General features: G+C 49.1%; 24 protein-coding genes, 3 tRNA genes and 1 rRNA gene. 21 read left to right on the top strand and 7 right to left on the bottom strand.

Features of this window, described 5'->3' with window-relative positions; genetic code table 11:
• Nucleotides 1-9: 9 nt before the first annotated feature.
• The 8 genes from rrf to KNP87_RS16130 all read left to right on the top strand — a co-directional run bounded on the left by rrf (nucleotide 10) and on the right by KNP87_RS16130 (nucleotide 3,737).
• Nucleotides 10-125, top strand: a 5S ribosomal RNA gene (gene rrf, locus KNP87_RS16165).
• Between the two features lie 165 nt (nucleotides 126-290).
• Nucleotides 291-367: transfer RNA gene (locus tag KNP87_RS16160), tRNA-Met, on the top strand.
• A gap of 33 nt (nucleotides 368-400) precedes the next feature.
• Nucleotides 401-477, top strand: a tRNA-Met gene (locus tag KNP87_RS16155).
• A 107-nt stretch (nucleotides 478-584) separates the two neighbouring features.
• Complete coding sequence (gene tsaE, locus KNP87_RS16150) at nucleotides 585-1,031, top strand: tRNA (adenosine(37)-N6)-threonylcarbamoyltransferase complex ATPase subunit type 1 TsaE (protein WP_026831810.1); 447 nt, start codon at nucleotides 585-587, stop codon at nucleotides 1,029-1,031.
• On the top strand, nucleotides 1,028-1,681 hold the full coding sequence (tsaB, locus tag KNP87_RS16145; RefSeq protein WP_214722301.1) for a tRNA (adenosine(37)-N6)-threonylcarbamoyltransferase complex dimerization subunit type 1 TsaB: 654 nt from the start codon (nucleotides 1,028-1,030) through the stop codon (nucleotides 1,679-1,681). Before tsaE ends, tsaB begins: the two co-directional genes overlap by 4 nt.
• The gene (gene rimI, locus KNP87_RS16140; protein ID WP_214722300.1) at nucleotides 1,674-2,132 is read left to right on the top strand and encodes a ribosomal protein S18-alanine N-acetyltransferase; all 459 of its coding nucleotides are present in this window, start codon (nucleotides 1,674-1,676) and stop codon (nucleotides 2,130-2,132) included. Before tsaB ends, rimI begins: the two co-directional genes overlap by 8 nt.
• Nucleotides 2,129-3,136, top strand: a complete 1,008-nt coding sequence (tsaD, locus tag KNP87_RS16135; protein WP_214722299.1) for a tRNA (adenosine(37)-N6)-threonylcarbamoyltransferase complex transferase subunit TsaD — start codon at nucleotides 2,129-2,131, stop codon at nucleotides 3,134-3,136. The genes rimI and tsaD overlap by 4 nt, the downstream gene beginning before the upstream one ends.
• 31 nt (nucleotides 3,137-3,167) lie before the next feature.
• Entirely contained in the window at nucleotides 3,168-3,737 is a 570-nt protein-coding gene (locus KNP87_RS16130; protein WP_026831814.1) for a hypothetical protein, read from the top strand.
• 46 nt (nucleotides 3,738-3,783) lie between these two features.
• Here KNP87_RS16130 and KNP87_RS16125 read toward each other — a convergent pair whose 3' ends face one another.
• The gene (locus KNP87_RS16125; protein ID WP_026831815.1) at nucleotides 3,784-4,449 is read right to left on the bottom strand and encodes a haloacid dehalogenase type II; all 666 of its coding nucleotides are present in this window, start codon (nucleotides 4,447-4,449) and stop codon (nucleotides 3,784-3,786) included.
• Between the two features lie 162 nt (nucleotides 4,450-4,611).
• On the opposite strand from KNP87_RS16125, the gene KNP87_RS16120 reads away from it, so the two are divergent.
• Nucleotides 4,612-5,265 (top strand): TVP38/TMEM64 family protein, encoded by a 654-nt coding sequence (locus KNP87_RS16120; RefSeq protein ID WP_026831816.1) that lies wholly within the window; start codon nucleotides 4,612-4,614, stop codon nucleotides 5,263-5,265.
• Between the two features lie 18 nt (nucleotides 5,266-5,283).
• On the opposite strand, the gene KNP87_RS16115 is transcribed toward KNP87_RS16120, so the two are convergent.
• Both KNP87_RS16115 and KNP87_RS16110 read right to left on the bottom strand, forming a co-directional pair.
• Nucleotides 5,284-5,739 carry a flavodoxin gene (locus KNP87_RS16115; RefSeq protein WP_483299344.1) on the bottom strand — a complete coding sequence of 152 codons (456 nt, stop codon included), beginning with the start codon at nucleotides 5,737-5,739 and terminating at the stop codon, nucleotides 5,284-5,286.
• Nucleotides 5,740-5,856: 117 nt separating this feature from the next.
• Nucleotides 5,857-6,177, bottom strand: coding sequence for a winged helix-turn-helix transcriptional regulator (locus KNP87_RS16110; RefSeq protein ID WP_012371654.1), 321 nt, complete (start codon nucleotides 6,175-6,177; stop codon nucleotides 5,857-5,859).
• A gap of 183 nt (nucleotides 6,178-6,360) precedes the next feature.
• Here KNP87_RS16110 and KNP87_RS16105 point away from each other — a divergent pair, with 183 nt between their 5' ends.
• Together KNP87_RS16105 and KNP87_RS16100 are read left to right on the top strand one after the other, a co-directional pair.
• Nucleotides 6,361-6,759: a DoxX family protein gene (locus KNP87_RS16105; protein WP_214722297.1), complete on the top strand. Its 399-nt coding sequence runs from the start codon at nucleotides 6,361-6,363 to the stop codon at nucleotides 6,757-6,759.
• Nucleotides 6,760-6,782: 23 nt separating this feature from the next.
• Entirely contained in the window at nucleotides 6,783-7,376 is a 594-nt protein-coding gene (locus tag KNP87_RS16100; RefSeq protein WP_028105508.1) for a flavin reductase family protein, read from the top strand.
• A 67-nt stretch (nucleotides 7,377-7,443) separates the two neighbouring features.
• Here the strand turns inward: KNP87_RS16100 and KNP87_RS16095 are convergent, their stop codons facing one another.
• Both KNP87_RS16095 and KNP87_RS16090 read right to left on the bottom strand, forming a co-directional pair.
• Nucleotides 7,444-7,836, bottom strand: coding sequence for a hypothetical protein (locus tag KNP87_RS16095; protein ID WP_026831820.1), 393 nt, complete (start codon nucleotides 7,834-7,836; stop codon nucleotides 7,444-7,446).
• Nucleotides 7,836-9,737 (bottom strand): ABC-F family ATP-binding cassette domain-containing protein, encoded by a 1,902-nt coding sequence (locus tag KNP87_RS16090; RefSeq protein ID WP_026831821.1) that lies wholly within the window; start codon nucleotides 9,735-9,737, stop codon nucleotides 7,836-7,838. Before KNP87_RS16090 ends, KNP87_RS16095 begins: the two co-directional genes overlap by 1 nt.
• Before the next feature lie 156 nt (nucleotides 9,738-9,893).
• Between KNP87_RS16090 and KNP87_RS16085 the strand changes: the two genes are divergently transcribed.
• From KNP87_RS16085 to KNP87_RS16040, 10 genes are all read left to right on the top strand, one after another.
• The gene (locus KNP87_RS16085; RefSeq protein ID WP_026831822.1) at nucleotides 9,894-10,553 is read left to right on the top strand and encodes a redox-sensing transcriptional repressor Rex; all 660 of its coding nucleotides are present in this window, start codon (nucleotides 9,894-9,896) and stop codon (nucleotides 10,551-10,553) included.
• Nucleotides 10,553-10,759, top strand: a complete 207-nt coding sequence (locus tag KNP87_RS16080) for a twin-arginine translocase TatA/TatE family subunit (RefSeq protein WP_285801260.1) — start codon at nucleotides 10,553-10,555, stop codon at nucleotides 10,757-10,759. The genes KNP87_RS16085 and KNP87_RS16080 overlap by 1 nt, the downstream gene beginning before the upstream one ends.
• 7 nt (nucleotides 10,760-10,766) lie before the next feature.
• Nucleotides 10,767-11,546, top strand: coding sequence for a twin-arginine translocase subunit TatC (gene tatC, locus KNP87_RS16075; protein WP_214722296.1), 780 nt, complete (start codon nucleotides 10,767-10,769; stop codon nucleotides 11,544-11,546).
• Between the two features lie 108 nt (nucleotides 11,547-11,654).
• Nucleotides 11,655-11,727, top strand: a tRNA-Ala gene (locus KNP87_RS16070).
• 249 nt (nucleotides 11,728-11,976) lie between these two features.
• Nucleotides 11,977-15,720, top strand: a complete 3,744-nt coding sequence (locus tag KNP87_RS16065) for a S8 family serine peptidase (RefSeq protein ID WP_214722295.1) — start codon at nucleotides 11,977-11,979, stop codon at nucleotides 15,718-15,720.
• A 170-nt stretch (nucleotides 15,721-15,890) separates the two neighbouring features.
• Nucleotides 15,891-16,049 carry a hypothetical protein gene (locus tag KNP87_RS16060; protein ID WP_014971497.1) on the top strand — a complete coding sequence of 53 codons (159 nt, stop codon included), beginning with the start codon at nucleotides 15,891-15,893 and terminating at the stop codon, nucleotides 16,047-16,049.
• 162 nt (nucleotides 16,050-16,211) lie between these two features.
• Nucleotides 16,212-16,688 carry a hypothetical protein gene (locus KNP87_RS16055; protein ID WP_214722294.1) on the top strand — a complete coding sequence of 159 codons (477 nt, stop codon included), beginning with the start codon at nucleotides 16,212-16,214 and terminating at the stop codon, nucleotides 16,686-16,688.
• Nucleotides 16,689-16,714: 26 nt separating this feature from the next.
• Nucleotides 16,715-17,176 carry a hypothetical protein gene (locus tag KNP87_RS16050; RefSeq protein WP_214722293.1) on the top strand — a complete coding sequence of 154 codons (462 nt, stop codon included), beginning with the start codon at nucleotides 16,715-16,717 and terminating at the stop codon, nucleotides 17,174-17,176.
• A 21-nt stretch (nucleotides 17,177-17,197) separates the two neighbouring features.
• Nucleotides 17,198-17,674: a hypothetical protein gene (locus tag KNP87_RS16045; RefSeq protein ID WP_214722292.1), complete on the top strand. Its 477-nt coding sequence runs from the start codon at nucleotides 17,198-17,200 to the stop codon at nucleotides 17,672-17,674.
• Nucleotides 17,675-17,700: 26 nt separating this feature from the next.
• A complete protein-coding gene (locus tag KNP87_RS16040) occupies nucleotides 17,701-18,186 on the top strand; it encodes a hypothetical protein (RefSeq protein WP_214722291.1) in 486 nt (161 codons plus the stop codon).
• 178 nt (nucleotides 18,187-18,364) lie between these two features.
• Here the strand turns inward: KNP87_RS16040 and KNP87_RS16035 are convergent, their stop codons facing one another.
• Together KNP87_RS16035 and KNP87_RS16030 are read right to left on the bottom strand one after the other, a co-directional pair.
• Complete coding sequence (locus KNP87_RS16035; protein WP_119924026.1) at nucleotides 18,365-19,372, bottom strand: FecCD family ABC transporter permease; 1,008 nt, start codon at nucleotides 19,370-19,372, stop codon at nucleotides 18,365-18,367.
• Nucleotides 19,369-20,415, bottom strand: a complete 1,047-nt coding sequence (locus KNP87_RS16030) for a FecCD family ABC transporter permease (RefSeq protein WP_051523867.1) — start codon at nucleotides 20,413-20,415, stop codon at nucleotides 19,369-19,371. The genes KNP87_RS16035 and KNP87_RS16030 overlap by 4 nt, the downstream gene beginning before the upstream one ends.
• Between the last annotated feature and the right edge of the window lie 17 nt (nucleotides 20,416-20,432).

The following is a 20,432-nucleotide window of genomic DNA, read 5'->3' as shown; positions in this document are numbered from 1 at the left end:
AGCCCGTCGTCTGGTGACGATAGCCAAGTGGTCACACCCGTTCCCATGCCGAACACGGAAGTTAAGCACTTGAACGCCGAAAGTAGTTGGGGGCTTCCCCCTGTGAGGATAGGACGTTGCCAGGCAATAAGAAACCGATCTGCATCTGCAGGTCGGTTTTTTGATGGATCAAGTCGTTAAAAAACGATTTCACGATAGGATCTTTTAAGAAAAAAGATAAGAAAGTGAAATAAGGCTTGTATTTTTAAAAAGTACATGTTATATTAATATCTGTCGAAACGTTATATCATCGCGGGGTGGAGCAGTCTGGTAGCTCGTTGGGCTCATAACCCAAAGGTCGTCGGTTCAAATCCGGCCCCCGCAACCAATTTTTATAATTCAAATCCGAAACGTTTATCGTCGCGGGGTGGAGCAGTCTGGTAGCTCGTTGGGCTCATAACCCAAAGGTCGTCGGTTCAAATCCGGCCCCCGCAACCAATTTTAAACTTAACTTCAACTTTACTACGAAACGTTCAGCGTTTCGTATTTTTTTTTGCCTTTTTTGTTCGGTACAATGGAGTAAGAGAAAAGGAGGAGGGACACAGATGATGAAACTTGAAATGACGAACCTCGAACAGACGACGGCGCTTGCCGTTGAACTGGGGCACCGTGCCTTCAAAGGGATGGTCGTGACGCTCGACGGGGACTTGGGGGCAGGAAAGACAACCTTCACCCAAGGATTCGCCAAGGGGTTGGGTGTGACCCGAAACGTCAATAGTCCGACGTTTACGATCATGAAGGTCTATACTGGACGATTGCCGCTTTACCATATGGATGTCTACCGTCTCGAAGGCGGAGATGACATCGGTCTTGAAGAATATTTGAATGGAGATGGTGTCGCTGTCGTCGAATGGTCGGAATTGATTGCTGATGTCCTTCCACCGGAACGCCTTGCGATCACAATTGAACGGACAGGCGATGACTCACGTCGTTTTTTGCTTGAACCAATCGGTGAACAGTACATCAAGATATGTGAGGGGTTATATCCATGAAAATCGTAGCGATTGATACATCGACGAAACAACTGTCTGTTGCGTTATCGGACGGGAAACAGATCTTGGCAGAAGCCTCTTATGTGACCTCGTTGAACCATGCAACAAAATTAATGCCTTTGCTTGAGCGCATGATGCAGGAAGTCCGCTGGTCGCCCCGCGATTTGACCCGTGTCGTCATTGCTGATGGACCCGGTTCGTATACCGGTCTCCGGATTGGAGCAACAACGGCCAAGACGTTAGCCTATACACTCGGAATCGAACTGGTTCCTGTGTCGACGCTTGAACTGATGGCAGCATCCGCCGGCTCGACCGGTCGGATCGTAGCGATTCAAGACGCCCGCCGCGGAACAGGATTCGTTGGTCTGTACGAAAACGGTCAATTGGTCGGAGAAGAGCAACATACATTGGTCGCAGATTTCGTCAAAAACTTGCCGACGGATACGAAAGTGACGGGGGATACGGACAAGTTCGGATCGGAACTGGAACCGTTCGCCATCGTTGATCCGGCATTCCGCGCTCCACGTGCCGGTGTTCTGGCATTGCTTGGCGCAACACGCCAGCCTGTCGAGACTCATGCCTTTGAGCCGCGTTACCTTCGTCTCGCAGAAGCGGAAGCCAAATGGATTGAGGCACAACGTCATGAGTGACGTCTTGATTCGAAAAATGACGGTCGTGGACGCACCCGGTGTTCATGCCGTGGAACGGGAGTCCTTTGCGACGCCGTGGACACTGGAAGCATTTGTAGCAGAGATGACGCAAAATCCGAATGCCTATTATTTGGTCGCAGAAGCAGAAGAAATCATCGGATTTGCCGGACTGTGGCACATTGCGGATGAGGGCCATATCACGAACGTTGCCGTCAAACGGGCAACGCGTGGCATGGGAATCGGAGAAGCTCTGCTCGTTGCGTTGATCGCGGAAGCCAAACAGCTTGGGTTACGGGCGATGACACTCGAAGTGCGTGTCTCGAATACACCGGCGCGTACCTTGTACGAAAAACTTGGTTTTTTATACGCCGGGACACGGAAACGTTATTATCAGGACAATAATGAAGATGCAGCCATCTATTGGTTGGAACTAGAAGGAGACAAGCTATGACACAACCGTTGATATTAGCAATTGAATCCAGTTGTGATGAGACAGCCGCTGCTGTCGTGTGCGGGGGGACGGATGTACTTTCGAATGTCGTCTCGTCTCAAATCGAGAGTCATAAACGTTTTGGCGGGGTCGTGCCGGAAGTCGCTTCCCGTCATCACGTGGAACGGATCACATATGTCATTGATGATGCCTTGACGGAAGCGGGCGTCACGATCGATGAAATCGATGCGATTGCCGTCACGGAAGGACCGGGTCTTGTTGGTGCCCTCCTCGTCGGTGTCAGCGCGGCCAAAGCATTGGCCTTTGCTCACAGTAAACCATTGATTGGTGTTCACCACATCGCGGGTCATATTTATGCCAATCGTCTTGTGCAAGAACTTCAGTTCCCGCTCGTCTGTTTGATTGCTTCAGGAGGACATACGGAATTGATTTATATGCCGGAAGACGGCGTCTACGAAGTAATCGGGGAAACCCGTGATGATGCAGCCGGAGAAGCGTATGACAAAGTGGCGCGGACCTTGAAGCTCCCTTATCCAGGTGGCCCCCGGATCGATCAACTGGCTCAAACGGGACAGGATACGTTCCATTTCCCACGGATTTGGCTCGAGAAAGAGTCATATGACTTTAGTTTCAGCGGCTTAAAATCCTCTGTCATCAATGCCGTCCACAATGCGGAACAACGGGGGGAAGTCATCATCCCGGAAGACTTGGCAGCCAGTTTTCAAGCGAGCGTCGTCGAAGTCCTCGTCACAAAAGCGATTCGTGCCGTCAAGGAAAAGGGCGGGACACAGCTGCTCGTTGCCGGTGGTGTTGCCGCGAACCAAGGATTACGGAAAGGGTTGACTGAAGCCTGTCAACGTGAAGGGATTGAGCTCGTCATCCCGCCGATGCACTTATGCGGTGACAATGCCGCGATGATCGGAGCAGCAGCCATTCATCCATATCGGGCCGGCCGCCAATCGACACTTGCCATGAATGCCGAACCTGGGCTAGATTTAAAGTAAGGAATTCGAGAGACATGGGGGAAATAAGGGAATGAAAAAAGTCATCATCGCGTTATTAGGTGTACTCGTCATTGTCGCAATCGGTTTACAGATTCGGGAAATCGTCGATGCGTATCAAATCGCCTATAAAGAAGAGCTCGTACCAGATAAAAAAGCAGTTGAAGCGAACACGAAACAGCAGCCCCTGTACGAAATCGGTCGTGCGGAAGGTGAACAGACACGGATCGAGAAGCTGTATGCGTTCGATCAGACCGTTAACGGTGAACTAAAGAACGTGGTATTGGTCGACCGGAAATACGGTTTAACGAATAAAGCGAGTGATGACTTCTTTACGATCGCGCCAGGTAAGCCGGCGACGGATCAGGAAAAGAAATCCTTCCAACCGATGATCGATCGACTGGATGCGGAACAAATCCAAGCGGAGGTCATCTCGAAGCACCAGGTCGTGGCCAGTGAAAACAACAAAAAACGGACGCTGACGTTGTATAAAGTCTTTTATAAAGATACGGATCAAAAAGAATACCTGTTTTTCATCGAGAAAGACGGTGGCTTGAAGCTTGATCTCTTTAAAAGAGGATTCTCGCGTCTGGCGAACTATTAAAATAAGCGATGCTCTCCCGATATTCGTGGGAGAACATCGCTTGTTTTTATTTCCACTCCAGCAGACCGTTCAAATCATCGTAAATGCTGTCCGGATCGAGATTCAACTCTTCGACCGGCAGCCCTGCCCGATTGATCCATGCTGTCCGAAAACCAAAACTTTTGGCCCCGGTGATGTCCCAGCCGTTCGACGACATGAACAGGACTTCTTCCCGTTTGAGCCCCAGTGTGTTGAGGGCATGCATGTAGGATGCCGGAGTCGGTTTATATTGTTTGATGTCATCAACGCTGATGATATGGTCGAATCGTTCGGCCAGTCCGGACTGTTCCATCAACGGATCGAGCATATCGTGTGATCCGTTTGAGAAGACTGCCAGTTGTTTATCCCCCATCTGCCGGAGGACGGCATCGACTTCCGGGTAATGCTCGAGTTGCAAATAGACCTCCATCAAGTCAGCAATATGTTCTTCCGTGACATGCAGTTTGAGTTGCAGCAAGGCATACCGGAGTGCATCACGCGTTACTTGACTGAACGGAACGTATTGACCGTTCAACTGGCGTAAAAACGAGTATTCGAGCTGCTTTTGGCGCCAGGCTTGGCTGATCGCTTCTCCATGTTCCGGGTACAATTCTTCTGCTTTCACTTTGACGGAATGGACATCAAATAAGGTCCCGTACACGTCAAAGACTAAGGCTTTAATCGGTTGTGTCATTCTGATCACCTTTCTGCTTTCCAGTTTGTTCTCTTTAGACAGTTCCCATAAAGCGTTACAGCTGAAACACTCATTTCAAGTGTAACCGGAGGCGTGACGCGAGCCGGATTCGGGAACTGATAGATAAGACCAGGGTCTACTGGAAAGGAAATGAGACATTTTATGACACGCCAACAAAAAATCATGCGAATTCTTCTGCTTATCCTGATCATCAGCGGACTGATTTGGTTCAGCCGTGCCTATCTCGATATTAACCCGACAGATATCAAGGAGTGGATTTTATCGTTCGGAATGTGGGCGCCGATTCTCTATATTCTTCTCTATACGATCCGTCCCTTGATTTTCTTTCCGGCATCTGTCCTGTCGATTACCGGCGGACTGGCCTTTGGTGCCTGGATGGGAACGATTTATACAGTGATCGGAGCGACGCTAGGGGCGGTCGTTGCTTTTTTAGTCGCACGAAAGCTTGGAAGCGGACTGATCAAGGAGAAGGCGAATGCCGGAAAAGTGGAGCAGATTCAGCAGCAACTCGAAAAAAATGGATTTATCTATGTATTGATCTTCCGTCTGCTTCCGATTTTCAACTTCGATTTGATCAGCTATGCAGCCGGACTGTCGAAAGTCCGTTTGCTGTCCTTTTTCCTGGCGACGTTGATCGGAATCATCCCCGGGACATTTGCCTATAATTTTTTAGGCAGCAGCATCGTCTCGAAGGATCCGCAAATTATCATCGGTGCGATTGTCGTCTTTCTTGTCTTGACGATTGTTCCTTGGTATCTCCAAAAACGCTGGAAAGCAAAAAAGAACCTCGGCTGAAGTCGAGGTTCTTTCCGGTTAAGCGTGAAGCCGTTGTGCCCGGACGAAAAATTCATTCGCGAACGTGCGACAGGCGGCTTGTTTCTCAGGTGTATCCGGATCAAACTCAATCTTCAGCCCGGGAACGACAATCGTCGCGCCGGCGGACGCAAGCGTCTGTTCCAACGTATCGACGGCTGCACAGTATTTGGGGTAATCCAAGTCGCCGGAGCCGAAGGCGGCAGCAGGTAAGCCGTTTAACGTACTTTCCCCCAACTCGTCGACGAAGTCTTCTGCTTCATACGGCAAATCGCCGTCCCCCCATGTGTAGGAGCCGAGTAAAACGGCATCATATTTGGAAAAGTCGGACGGGTATAACTGATCGAGCTCTTGTATGTGAACCGTACAGCCCTTGCGCTCGAGTTCCGACTGCAAGATCTGCACGATGTCTTCCGTGTTGCCGGACATGCTGACAAAACCAATTATGATGTTCATCTGAATCATCCTTTCTTCAAGACGTGAACCTCTTTAGTTTAATTGATAATCGTTCTCAATGCAAAAGAAGAAATAAAAAAAGACTCTCCACACGATTGGGAGAGTCTTTTTTTTGTGTCAGTCTTGGAGCTCGGCCCATTCTTCGATTGAACGAATGACAGGTTCAAGCTGACGACCTTTGTCAGTCAAACTGTATTGAATTTTAATCGGACGTTCCGGAATGACGGTCCGGATGACAATACCTTCCGCCTCAAGTTCCTTCATGCGCTCCGTTAACATACGACCAGATAACTCCGGAATCGCATCTTGAATTTCGTTGAAACGACAGGTCTTCGTCATGAGATGACGTAAAATCAAGCCCGTCCACTTCTTGCCCAAAATTTCAAAGGCATGTTCGACTTTCGGACAAAGGGCAGTCGGAATCAATGTCTCTTCCATCAGCACTCATCCTTTCTATACTTGTAGTATACCCGCTTCCACTAAAAAAATCGAATCATTTTACTTAATGTAACAAAAAGAACAAAAACAAATCTATTTACTTTTAGTAAGTGATGATTTATAGTCATATTTAGGTTACGAAAAGTAATTAAAAAACATTAAGTAAAAGGAGTTTTAATCAAGATGATGGATTTAGGATTATTTCTTATTCGATTGGTGATTGGATTAACATTTGCCGCACACGGGACACAAAAACTGTTTGGTTGGTTCGGAGGGCATGGCATTGCAGGGACGGGGGGCTGGTTCGAGTCGATCGGGATGAAACCGGGGAAAGCACTTGCAATTACGGCAGGACTGGCGGAACTGGTCGGTGGTTTGTTGTTTGCCGGTGGTTTGTTCTTATGGTTCGCTGCCGCCCTGATCATCGGATCGATGCTCATCGCAATCATCAAGGTCCACGGTCAAAATGGTTATTGGGTGACACAGAACGGGTACGAATACAACATGGCCCTGATCGTCATCGCCCTCGGCGTCGCATTGATTGGTGCTGGAGACTATTCGCTCGCAGCCATGCTCGGGTGATCAGAGAAAGCGGGTAATGAACAATGAAGTTTGATGCACAGTCACTCAGTCCAAAAGAAAATTATAAATTGTTGATCGGGAGCATCATTCCGCGACCGATTGCCTTCGTAACGACGAAAGGTGCGGACGGAACGATTAATGCTGCGCCGTTTTCGTTTTTCACGGTCGCCTCAAGCCATCCGCCGCAATTACTGATCGCAGTCCAAAAGACGGATCAAGGGGAAAAGGATACAGCCAAAAATATCTTACTCAATCAGGAGTATGTCATTCATATCGTCAGTGAAGAGATTGTCGAAGCGGTCAACGAAACGGCAGCCCCGCTCGCTTACGGTGAAAGTGAACTGGAGCGGACGAACCTGACGTTGATCGACAGCGATCTGATTGACGTCCCGGCAGTTGCTGAAGCGAAGATTCGCTTTGAACTGAAACTGACGCAACACGTTGAGCTGGAGGCAGCTGATTTATTGATCGGCGAAGTCGTACGGTATCACGTCGCAGATGAACTCGTGGACTCGTTCCGAATTGATGCCGACGGTTTAGGCGCAATTGCCCGTCTCGCCGGAAATGATTATGCGAAGATTGGTGACATCTTCACGATTGCGCGTCCTACGAAATAAGACAACGCGATACAAATAGACGAGAAAAGCAGATTCGATATCCGCTTTCCTCGTCTATTTTTGTTGCCTATTCCACTTTATGACGTTTGCTGTACTGGAAACCGTCCAGCAGATAAAACAACACGGCAAGGGCCCAGATCCCGACACAACTGATCAGAAACGCAACGAGCGGTGACACTGCTCCATAATACAGGATGATCATCGGATCATTGAGTTCAACGAATAATTGCGTCGTCAGGAGCGTACAGAATAAGCCGGACAACAGACTGATGAACAGACCGCTCCATGTCTGAATGACAAGACCGATCATACAGGAGATCAAGATAAACAACGGGTACACGGCATTTAATCCATCCGGACGGATGAAAACCGAAACGTAATCCGCATACATCGGGACAAAATAGAGTACACCGGACAATAGACCTTGAATGAGATTGATCAAGTAACTTTTCGAACGCATCAGTGGAACGACTCCCACTGTTCCATGAGCTCGAGTAAGTCGACATCAATCTGGTCGCGCTCCGCCGACAGGGCAGTCGCTTTCGGAATGTCATTAAAGACTTCCGGTTCGCACAACAGCTGTTCGATTTCGACCGACCGGTTCTCCAACCGTTCAATCTCTTGTTCCAGCTGTTCGAGTTGCTGTTTCTTTTTGCGTGCTTCTTTTTGGGCTTCCTTATCAATCGTCTTCGTCGATGCGACTTTGATTGCTTTCGCTTCTTCCGCTTCGAGGCGGGCGATTTCTTCCTTCTCGGCTTTTTTCTCCATGTAGTACGAGTAGTCGCCGAGGTAATCGGTCACACCATCCACACTCATCTCGATGACGCGGGTCGCGACCCGGTCGATGAAGTAACGGTCGTGGGAGACGAACAGTAACGTCCCTTCGTAATCGACGAGGGCATTCTCAAGCACCATTTTGGAGTCGAGATCCAAGTGGTTCGTCGGCTCATCGAGGACAAGGAGATTCGTTTTCCGTAATTTCAGCTTCGCCAGCGCCAATCGTCCGCGTTCGCCGCCGGATAATTCATGGACGAGCTTAAAGACGTCGTCTCCGCTGAAGAGGAATTGTCCGAGAACGGACCGGACTTCCTGTTCCCGCATCAACGGCCATTCGTTCCAAATCTCGTCGATGACCCGGTTGCGGTCGTTCAGTTCCGCCTGCTCCTGATCGTAGTAGCCGATCGAAACGCCGGTGCCGAAACGATAGTCACCGAACAGCGGTTTCAGACGACCGACGAGGACTTTCAGTAACGTTGATTTGCCGATTCCATTTGGACCGACGAGTGCCAGCGACTCGGCACGTTGGAGCCGGAATGTGATGTTTTTCGAGACGGCTTCTTCATAACCGACAGCAAGTTGGTTCACCTGCAGCACGTCATTGCCGCTTTGCTTTTCAATCGGGAACGACAGGACCGTACTGCGTTCGTCGCCGTCCGGTCGATCGATCCGGTCGACCTTCTCAAGACGTTTGCGGACGCTTTGCGCCCGTTTCGTCGTCGTCGCGCGGGCGATGTTACGCTGGATGAAGTCCTGCATCTTCGCGATGTCTTCCTGCTGCTGTTCAAACTGTTTCATTTCCTGTTCGTACAACGCCGCTTTTTGTTCGAGATACTTCGTATAGTTGCCGGTAAACTTCCGGGAGACGTTGCGGGACAATTCATAAACGACATTGACGACTTGATCAAGGAAATACCGGTCATGGGAGACGATCAGGACGGCGCCGCGGTAACCGGATAAGTAACTTTCGAGCCAAGACAGGGTATCGATGTCGAGGTGATTGGTCGGCTCATCGAGAATCAACAGTTCCGGTGCCTGCAGCAACATCTTCGCCAGGGCGAGACGGGTCCGTTGACCACCGGAAAGTGTTTGAATCCGGCGGGAATAATCGTCCGGATAAAAGCGCATCCCGTGTAAGACGGAGCGGATGTTGGCTTCAAACTGATAGCCGCCGGCTTCCGAGAAGTCGTGTTGTGCCTGATCGTAGGTTTTGAGCAACCGATCGTAGGCGACCGGATCATTCAAGATGTGCTCCATGCCCATCTCGATTTCCATCCGGCGTAACGCCCGTTCTTGATCCTGCAGGTGTTCGAAGACGGTCAGCATCTCGTTCCAAATCGATTCGTTGGACTCCAGTCCGCTGTCCTGAGCGAGGTAACCGATCCGGACTTCCTTGCTCTTCATGATTTCCCCGGAATCATGTGACAGCTCACCGGCGATGATTTTTAAAAGTGTCGATTTTCCGGCACCATTTCGACCGACGAGGGCAATCCGGTCCCGTTCCTGTACTTCGAGTTTAATATTGTCTAAAATCGGCTCAACACCGAATGATTTTGAGAGTTGGTTTACTTGTAAGAGAATCATATCCATCCATCCTTCCACCCTTTAGTCTATCACGAAAAATCCTGCCGAATATAATATTTGTTACTCTATGTGAAGTGGTTTACAATCAAGGAGAGTAGAATTCTTTGCATTGATTTGGGTGCCACGTCAGAACGTGGCCGAAGGGGGAACTGCAGTATGAATGGGCCAGACACAAAAATACCACAAGCAACGGCGAAACGACTGCCGTTATATTATCGTTTCATCCAGAGTCTTTACAACTCCGGCAAGCTGCGCGTCTCGTCAGCAGAGCTCAGTGAAGCGGTCAAAGTCGACTCGGCGACGATCCGTCGTGATTTTTCCTACTTTGGGGCGTTAGGGAAAAAGGGGTACGGTTACAATGTTCAACATTTGTTAACATTTTTCCGAAAGACACTTAACCAAGACGAGGTCACGAATGTCGCCTTAATCGGGGTCGGACACCTCGGGACAGCGTTTGCAAATTATAACTTTTTAAAGAATAATAGTACTCGTATCGTCATCGCGTTTGACGCGGATGAGGAGAAGGTCGGAACGACGACACAAGACGTTCCGATTTACCACGTGTCAGATATGAAAGAACAAATCAAAGCGAACCATGTCGACGTCGCCATCTTGACGGTACCGTCCCAGTTCGCACAGTCAGTAGCGGACGAGTTAGTTGAGTATGGTGTGACCGGCATTCTGAACTTTACACCGGCACGATTAAACGTACCGGCCCATGTTCGGGTCCATCACATCGATCTGTCGATTGAGTTGCAGTCGCTTGTTTATTTCATGAAGCATTATTCGCAATCAGCTGAAGGAGTGAAATCATAATGGAAAACCTTATTCCGTTAACAGTAGGATTTATGGGACCAGGGAGTATTGCCTTAATCGGTGTCGTCGCCTTAATCATCTTCGGACCGAAGAAATTACCGGAACTCGGCCGCGCTGCCGGTCAGACGTTAAAAGAGTTCAAGAGTGCGACAAACGGCATCATGGACGATGATAAAGACAAAAAGGACGAAACGAAAGAGAAGTGAGTGAATCATGGCGATCGATCAAGAGCAGAGTATGACGACGCACTTAGATGAACTCCGGAAGCGGATTGTCTGGTCGCTCATCATCGTGGTGGTCATGTTCGCTGCAGCTTTTCCGCTTGTCCGTCCGCTTGTGCGTTTTCTGCAGGCTGACTTAAAGGAGCTTGGAATTGGTCTGAACGCTTTTAACGTGGCTGATCCACTGATGTTATATCTGAATCTTGCGTTCATCATCGCAATCGTCTTGGCGTCACCGTTTTGGATGTACCAGCTTTGGGCGTTCATCCGTCCCGGTCTGCATGACCAAGAACAAAAAGCGACGTTGACGTATATTCCAGTAACGTTCTTCTTATTTTTAGCTGGTGTTTCATTTTCTTACTTTTGGTTGTTACCGTTTTTACTTGAAGTATCGACAGAGCTCGGACAAGAGCTCGGCATCGAACAAGTCATCGGCGTCGAGAACTATTTCAGCTTTTTGATCCGCTTGACGATCCCGTTTGGAATACTGTTCCAACTGCCGGTCGTGACGATGTTTTTGACACGGCTTGGACTCGTGACGCCGTTCTTCATGCGGAAGAATCGGAAGTATGCCTACTTTGCGTTATTCGTCGTCGCGGCGTTGATCTCACCGCCGGACGTCACCTCGCATTTAATGATCTCTGTCCCGTTGTTCGTCTTATATGAAATCAGCATCATGATTTCAGCGCGGACGTATAAAAAAGTACTGATCTTGGAGCAACAAGCAGAACTGGAGCGACAGGCGGATTTGATGCGTGACTTAAATAAATAACGACCGAAACTCTCCTTGTCGAGGCGGCAAGGAGAGTTTTTTTGTAAGCGGTCTAATTTTATATTGAAAAAATGAACAGCAATGGTTATACTCTTAATAGAAACACACGGGGGCTTAGCTCAGCTGGGAGAGCGTTTGGCTGGCAGCCAAAAGGTCGTCGGTTCGAGCCCGATAGTCTCCATTCCGTTTGTTCAAAAACCCTTGGGAAACCAAGGGTTTTTTTGTGTTTTCCTATAAGAAATCTTCTTATTAAAATAAGGGGAATATAGGGAGTTTCATGCTTTTGATGACATAAACCAACAAATATTTTTAAAAAGAACCAAATTTGAATTGTATATTAAGAGAAACTTAATTAAACTAAAAATACAGAATTTTCGTTTAATATGTTTTTTAGGGTCACATTACATCTTTCAGAAAAGGGGAAAAACGAATGAAGAAGAAGATTGCATTGGTGGCAGCCGCCATCATGACATCTTCCAGCCTGGTTCATGCTGAGGGAAGTCTGTCATCTCAAGGGAAAGCAGACGTACAAAAGCCACAAGCACTCTCACTCAAGAAAACGGGGCAGGAAAAGTCATACAGTCAAAATGAGAAGGTCCGGATTGTCGTTGAACTGGATCAAAAAGCCGCAATCGAGCACGCGCAAGCTCAGAATAAACGTTACAGCGCGTTAAGCAACACGGAAAAAACGATTCTCAAGAATCAAATCGTCAACAAACAGAAGGAAGTCAAAGCTGCGATTGCACAACAAGACATCGCGGTTGCCTATAAGGAAAGCTTCACGACCGTATTGAACGGGTTCAGCGGGGAAGTCAAATATGGTGAAATCAAGGAACTGAAGAAATTAAGCGGGGTCAAGAACGTACATATCGCACACGAATATGCGCGTCCGGAAGTCGAAAAGGGCGCAACGCCAAACATGTTACATAGTAAAGACATGGTTAATGCGAAGCAGACGTGGCAGGACTACGGGTATAAAGGGGAAGGCACGATCGTTGCCGTCATCGATACGGGAATCGATCCGACGCACAAGGACATGGTCCTCAGCCCGGAAACAAAAGTCGATTTGACGTCATCAAAAGTCGAAGGCTTTAAATCGTCAAAAGGACTAAAAGGAAACTACTTCACGGAAAAAGTACCGTATGGCTATAACTATGCGGATCATGACAGCGAAATCCGCGATCTCGGTCCGGGTGCTTCGATGCACGGGATGCACGTTGCCGGTACAGTCGGTGCCAACGGCGATGAAGCGAACGGTGGAATCAAAGGGGTTGCACCTGAGACACAACTTCTCGCGATGAAAGTATTCGGAAACGATCCGGGAATGCCGTCGACATTCAGTGACATCTACATCAAAGCGATCGATGATGCGATTGCGCTTGGCGCAGACGTCATCAACATGAGTCTCGGCTCAACGGCATCATTCGTCCAAAAAGATGATCCGGAACAAAAAGCAATCGTCAATGCGATGAACAACGGCATTTTGTGTGCGATTTCAGCCGGAAACTCGGCATTTGCCGGAAGTGGCGCCGGAAACCCGTACGCGTCGAATCCAGACGTCGGTGTCGTCGGTTCACCGGGTTTGATCAGCGAGTCACTGCAAGTTGCGTCGGTTGAGAACACACAATTGACACTCGAAGGAATGGCATTGACGGTTGACGGGCAGGACGCTGGTTATCTCGCGTATCAAAAACAAGATTCACCGAACCCGATTGCGGTCTTCGATAAAGAGAAGATGGATGTCGTTTATGTCGGTGACGGCAGTGAAGCGAACTATGCCGATAAAGACGTCAAAGATAAAGTCGTCTTCGTCGTTCGGAACGGCAGTTTTAACTATGCGATGATTCAAGCGGAAGCCGAAAAACAAGGCGCAGCCGGTGTCATCGTCCGCGGCCGGGTCGAGCACGGCGATTACGTCAGCATGGCGCTTAATAAACCAACGATTCCGCTCGTCTCGTTAAGCATTGCCGACGGAAACGAACTCGAAGCAAAAGCCAAAGACGGCAAGGCGTTGACGGTGACGTTCGACGGCAAAGCGGTCTCCAGTCCGAATCCGGTTGCCGGCGAAATGTCCGACTTCACGTCATGGGGCGTTACACCGAACCTGGACTTCAAGCCGGAGATCACGGCACCAGGCGGAAAAATCTATTCGACGCTCAACGACAACGAATACGGCGTCATGAGCGGTACATCGATGGCAGCACCACACGTCGCCGGTGGAACAGCGCTTGTCATGCAACGGATCGACAAGGACTTTAAGGTCAGCGGTGCGACACGTGTCAAACTTGCGAAAACGATCCTGATGAACACGTCACGTCCGCAACTCGATAAAGGGAAGTACAATGCGGAAGCGAAAACCGGCAACTATTACTCGCCGCGTCGTGAAGGAGCGGGCCTGATGGACTTGCGTGCGGCGATGAAAACACCGGTCGTCGTGACGGAAACGAAATCGGGCGAAGGAAAAGCAGCCTTAAAACAAGTCGGTGACAAGTTCACCTTCACGTTAGATTTGAAGAACTACAGCAATGAGAAGTTAACGTACAAACTGGCCGGTACCGTTCAATCGGATCTTGCAGTTGAAGGTCAGAACCTCCTCGAGGCAAACGGTATCTTCAAAAAAGGAACCGTTGATGCAGTCGATGCCAACAAAGGCACGTTCCCGATCTCGTTCACGGTCGGTTCGAAGAAAGCAAGCTCGGTCGCGATCAATGCGAAGAGCACAACAAAAGTGAACGTCACAGTCGACTTAAAAGACACGGTGGATTGGGCGAACGGTGCACCACTCGACACGATCTTCGAAAACGGCTACTTCGTCGAAGGATTCGTCCGTCTCGTCGATGCCAACAGCAAAAAACCAGAGTTGACGGTTCCGTATGTCGGCTTTAAAGGGGCATGGGACAAAGCACCGATCGTGGATGCGCCGCTCTATGACGGCAACACATTCTACGGCATCACGGGTCTTGCGACAGAAGTGAAGGATGACTTCAACTTCCTCGGTACGAATGCGCTCGGTAAAGTCGTCAAAGAAAAAGTTTCGTTCTCTCCGAACGGAGACGGCAGCGCGGATGAGGCGTTCCCGGTTCTGTCGTTCTTGCGGAATGCGAAGAAAGTCGAGTATTCGATTCTCGACCGCAACCAGTCACCACTCCGTAAACTCGAAACTCAGTCGGATGTCGTCAAGAACTACTACGATGGTGGAGCGGAACCAGGCTTTACGCCGGTGACGAACGCTGCGTGGGATGGAACGATCAACGGTTCAAAAGTCAAAGACGGTCTGTACTACTACCAAGTGAAATCAGTCGTCGATTACCCGAATGCGAAATGGCAGACAGCAACATTCCCAATCTATGTCGATACGAAAGTACCGGCTGCGACAGTCAAATGGGATGCTGACAAGAAGGCCGTCTCATGGACAGCCGGTGATCAAGGAACAGGTATCGCTTCATTTGATATCCTCGTTGACGGCAAAAGTGTCTTGAAACAGCCGCTTGCTCCGTCTGCTAAAAATTACACGCTGACGGATCTTCCGAGCCGCGCGAAAGTCACGTTCGTCGTCTCTGATTACGCGGGCAACATCGTCAAGAAAAACGTCAACACATCAGGCGTCGACAAAGCGGTGCCGAGTGTCCAGATCGACACACCGGAAGCACTTGCCTTAACGACGTCGCAACAAGTGACTGTAACAGGTAACGTTGCGGATGAGTCAGGCGTGAAGTCATTCAAAATCAACGGCAAATCCGTGAAATTACGCTGGGATGCCGCGCAACAGCACTATGCGTTCAGCCAGAACATCACGTATACGACAGACGGCGTGAAATCGTTTAAAGTCGAAGCGTATGATGGAAAAGGCAATCGTGTCGCCTTCAGCCGTCAAGTCATCATCGATTCGGAACGTCCGACGATCCGCGTGACGGCACCAACAACCGTTTCAAGCAAAACCAAAACAGCGAAGATGACAATCGTCCTGCGCGACAACTACGATGAGTTACGCTTTGATCTGAACGGCAATGCCGAATACCGCCGTTCGTTCAAAGAACCATACGAGATGCGTGCATTCAAGAAGACAATCAACAAAACCGTCACCTTGAAAAAAGGTCAAAACGTCTACAACCTGAAACTGACTGACTTAGGCGGCCATGTCGTCGAGAAGAAAGTTGTCATTACGAAGAAGTAATCCTTTTACGAAACAGTGCTTGGCAGGATGGAATTCCGTCCTGTCCGGCACTTTTTTTGCGTTTAGACACAAAACGTTTCCGTCTGAACTGCTGAGACGACGCTTTGTGTGTTTATCAAGTTCCGGGAATGGGAAATTTCTTAATAGGTTATTTTTGAGGGGGAACTACTATGAATCCATTCACAACGTTAATCGCCTTCATCGTCGGCTGTCTTGTTCTGTATCTTGGAATTCGTGATAAGAACGGTTGGTTGATCGGTGTCGCGATGATTCCGTTAGCAATCGTTGCCTATAGCGTCATTTACCTGATCATCCAAGTATCGGCCTAGAAACTTCTTTTATAGAAGTTTCTTTTTTTTTGAAACATAACTGGTAAACTGTAAGTATATGACAGTATAGAACAACGAAAAGAAACGTGTGGCAGTTCGCTTGTGACACGGCCGGTATCACTAGCTACACTAGCGAAACAGGACTTCAAGGAGGAAAGACGGATGCAAACGGCAAAGGACGAACGATTACATGAACTGACGCTTGCCTATATCGACAAGAGTCAGCTGCAAAAAAACGGCTGGCTGATGGCTGCCGTGGCGGCGACGCTCGGCATCTTTTCGGAAACGATGGATTCCGCACTTTACTTCGGTTTGTTGCCGCTTGTGTATCTGATTTTTGATCTTCCGTTTCAGCTGGAAAAACGCAGGATTTTAGAACGGTATCTTTCAAAAGATCAGATCATGACACAATCGATGCTGTGGCTTGGAATTCAGATCGTATTATACGGCTCGTTGCTCATGATCGTGCTCGAAACGAGCGATCTGTCCTTATGGAAGATGACTTTTTGGATCATCCTGATTCTTGCGTCGCTTTATTTTGCGACCGACTGGCTGTTTAAGAAAATGGCACGTTCAGGCGATCCCGATTTCGTCAGTGATCAGGAAGTGTATAAGCACGTGAAGTATCTGGAAGAATGACAGGGTTAGTTAAAGGAGAGAACATCATGCGTACGGCACGGGACGAACGGTTACACGAATTGACGCTGGCTTATATGGATAAGAATACCTTAGGGACAAAAATGATTTGGAGCATTTTACTATTCATCGGCGTCGGGATCCTGACAACATTGTTTGACTCGAGTTTAATGGTATTACTGATCCCGGCAACTTACTTTTTGTTCGATTACCGGTATCAAGTCGAAAAGCGCCGGATTCTTGAATCCTATGTCGGAGAAGAATTGGCAACCAAACAATGGCGTTTTTGGATCATTTATCAAGTTATCCTGTACACGATCTTCGTCATCCTGATGGTAGCGACGATGGATCGTCCGTTTTGGCAGATGTGGTTGGCGCTTATGATCATCCTCATTCCACTCTATGCGATCTGTGAACGCGTGTATAAAAAAATCCAACTGCGTGATGATCCGGATTTCGTCAGTGATCAGGAAGTTCATAAAAACGTATAAAAAAGTAGGAGAGAAAATTAAATGAATACATTGCTTGAAAAAAATGCACGGTTAAATCTGCTCGGACCGCCGTTGAAAAAAATCCAACATTTGATTCCGATTCCTGTTTTAGTGCTGGCAGTCATCGGTTGGTTCATTCCCGATTTTTGGGAAACGGGACTGTTTACGTTATTTGCGATTACGGTACTTTGTCTCGGAGGCGTCATCCGTGAAATCATGCGTTTGCGGATTTTAAAACGACGTCTGCCGGCTGAATTGTATCAAGAGACCGTCTTGAAGGTCAGCCGGGCTTCAATGATCGGCTATTTTGTGCCTGTGTTGTTGTTCTACACGGGCGATCTCTTCCCGCAGTATTCAGGTGTCGCGTTTGCAATGATTCTGATCTGGGTGCTGGTGATTACGTTGTTTGTTTCCAAACTAAATGCGACGGCGAAACAATTGGATCCCGCTTTTGTGACGATGCGGGAGATTGAACAGTACCGGAAACCGGGAAATTAATTTAGCGGTAAGGGGGAGGTCAGGGAATGGGTGAAATCAAACGGCAACGCACACTTGATTATCTGCGCTTCACGAAACGTGCCCGGCATGTTCAGACGGTATTTTTTCTGCTCGTTTTGGTCGTCTTTTTGTTTCTGGCAGATGATTTAAACTTTTCCGAAGCCTCGATGCATTACTTTTTACTGGTCCCGGTCCTCGGCTACCAGTGGACCGTCCGCTTGTTGAAGTATCGTTACTTTACGAAACGATTTGACCGGATGGAAGTCTGGGACCATTTGGGGTTACCGTACGTCCTGATCACGATCACCGAGCTGTTAATCGTCGTGGGCGCGCAGTTTTTGATTCCGTACGTGCCGCGACCAACATTGATCGGACCAGTTCTTGTCTTTTTGCTGTCGGTCTTGTCACTCGATCGTCTCGTCGATTCGCGGATCAAAAGACTGGATCCGACGCATCTGTCAGAACGCGAGCTGATTGAAGCAGAACGGGAAGCACGGCGCGTTAAATATTAAATAATAATGAACCGATACGTAAAAAAACAACAGCGGCGAGAGGAAGTTAAAATTCCTCTCGCCGCTGTTGTTTTTTAGAAATGATTTGATTTACGAGACTCCTGCAGGAAGAAGCGCAAGGCAACTTGCGCTGTCAGAGACAAACAAGAAATCATTTCTTGTTGGTTGATCAGTTTTCTTACTTTTTCAGAAGCAGATAAATAAAGTACGGTGCACCAATCAGTGCGACGACGATACCGGCAGGAACACCTTCCGGATCAGCAATGTTTCGTCCGATCGTATCGGCCAAGACGAGTAACCAGCCGCCGATCAACAGCGCAATCGGCAAGAACCATTGATGACGCGGACCGACCAGGGCACGGGCGATATGCGGTGCCATCAAGCCGATGAAGGAAATCCCACCGGTGACGGAGACGGCGGATGCCGCGAGTGCGACTGCTGTCAGCAACAGTTGAATCCGTTCCTTCTCAATCGAGACCCCGACACCAATCGCAACCGGTTCGTTTAAAGCGAGCAGATTGAGTTTATTGGCTTTATACAGCGTAAACGGAATCAAGACAATCAGCCAGGGCAACAAGGCGTAGACGAATGTCCAGTCCGTGCCCCAGATGTTACCGGCGAGCCATTTGGCGATGAAGTCGACTTTCTCACGCTTCGTCGATGAAATCAAGATGACCATGATACCGGACAAGGCCATCGAGAAACCGACGCCGGTCAAAATCAGGCGAATCGGTTGCAAGCCGCGATTCCGGTCGTAAGAAAGCGCGTAAATGGCTACGGCCGTCACTAAAGCACCTAAGAAGGCAGCAACCGGTAATCCGTAGATAAATGAGCCGACATCAACCGGGAAATAGAGGAAGAAAATCGCCACCGCAACACCGGCTCCCGTATTGATCCCGATAATACCGGGATCGGCCAGTTCATTCCGAGTGATACCTTGCAAAATCGAACCGGACAAGGCGAGTGCCATTCCCGCAAGTAATGTAATGATAATTCGTGGCAGACGGAGCGAGAACAGGACAAAATCTTCTTTGAACGTCCCTTGACCGAACAACGTCGGCAACAGACGGTCGTACGAGACGGATGCCGGACCAAGACCGATACTGATAACGATCGTGCCGAGCAGTAACACACTTAAAATGAAAAAGATCAAGCGTTGACGGCGGCGTAAACGAGTTTCCATCATGAGAATGCGTGACCTCCTTTACGGACAATCAATAAGAAGAACGGTAAACCGAGCATTGAGACGATCGCGACGACCGGTGTCTCGTACGGTGCAAACAGCGTCCGACCGATCGTATCGGCAAGCAGCATGAACGTCGCTCCGAATACAGCCGTCATCGGCAGGATGTAACGGTAATCAGTCCCGACGATTGCCCGGACGATATGGGGAATCATCAATCCGATGAACGCCATGTTGCCGACTAAGGCGACGGCAGCACCGGCAAGCAGGATGACGACGACGTACAAGACGGCTTTGATCCGGGTGATGTTTTGACCAAGACCAAGTGCGACTTCTTCCGACAGACTGAGGATCGTCAACTGACGCGAGAAAATCATCGCAATCACCGTCCCGATGACGATGACCGGCGTGATCGCCTGCAGTTGTCCCCACGTCGTGCCGACGAGTCCGCCTGACGTCCACTGAGAGACGTCCTGGGCAATCTTGAAGTAGATCCCGATTCCTTCCGCAATCGCGTACAAAAAGGCGGAAATCGCCGATCCGGCGAGGACGATCCGGAGCGGGGAGAAGCCGCCTTGGCGGGAAGCACCGATTCCGAAGACGAGTGCGGCGCCGAGGGCGGCACCGATGAAACAGGCGAGCATGATGCCGTAATAGTTGATGCCGGGAATGAAGACGATTGCTAAGGCAAGCGCCGCATTGGCACCGGCTGTTAGACCGAGCAGACCGGGATCCGCCAGAGGATTACGTGTCATCGCCTGCATGATGGCACCCGAGACGCCGAGTGCCGCACCGACGAGAATCGCGGCGAGTTCCCGGGGGAGACGAATTTCTTGAATGATTTTGGCTTTATCGTTGAGCGGACCAAACGTCAAGGCGTTCCAGACTTCACGGATTGACGTATCAGCAGCACCAAACGTCATCGAAATCCAAAACATGACGACGAAGAGGACCAGTCCGAATGAAATTTTTAATCCAAAGGGTAGTCGAGCGGATGACACAGGTATCGCCTCCAGTTTGTATGAATCCAAAAAAGGAGGGAGCATTGAGGCTCCCTCCTTTA

The sequence above is a fragment of the Exiguobacterium sp. s192 genome (assembly GCF_018618795.1).
Classification (GTDB): domain Bacteria; phylum Bacillota; class Bacilli; order Exiguobacteriales; family Exiguobacteriaceae; genus Exiguobacterium_A; species Exiguobacterium_A undae.
Note: the sequence above shows the minus strand (reverse complement) of the source record. Positions and strands in the feature narration are given on the sequence as shown.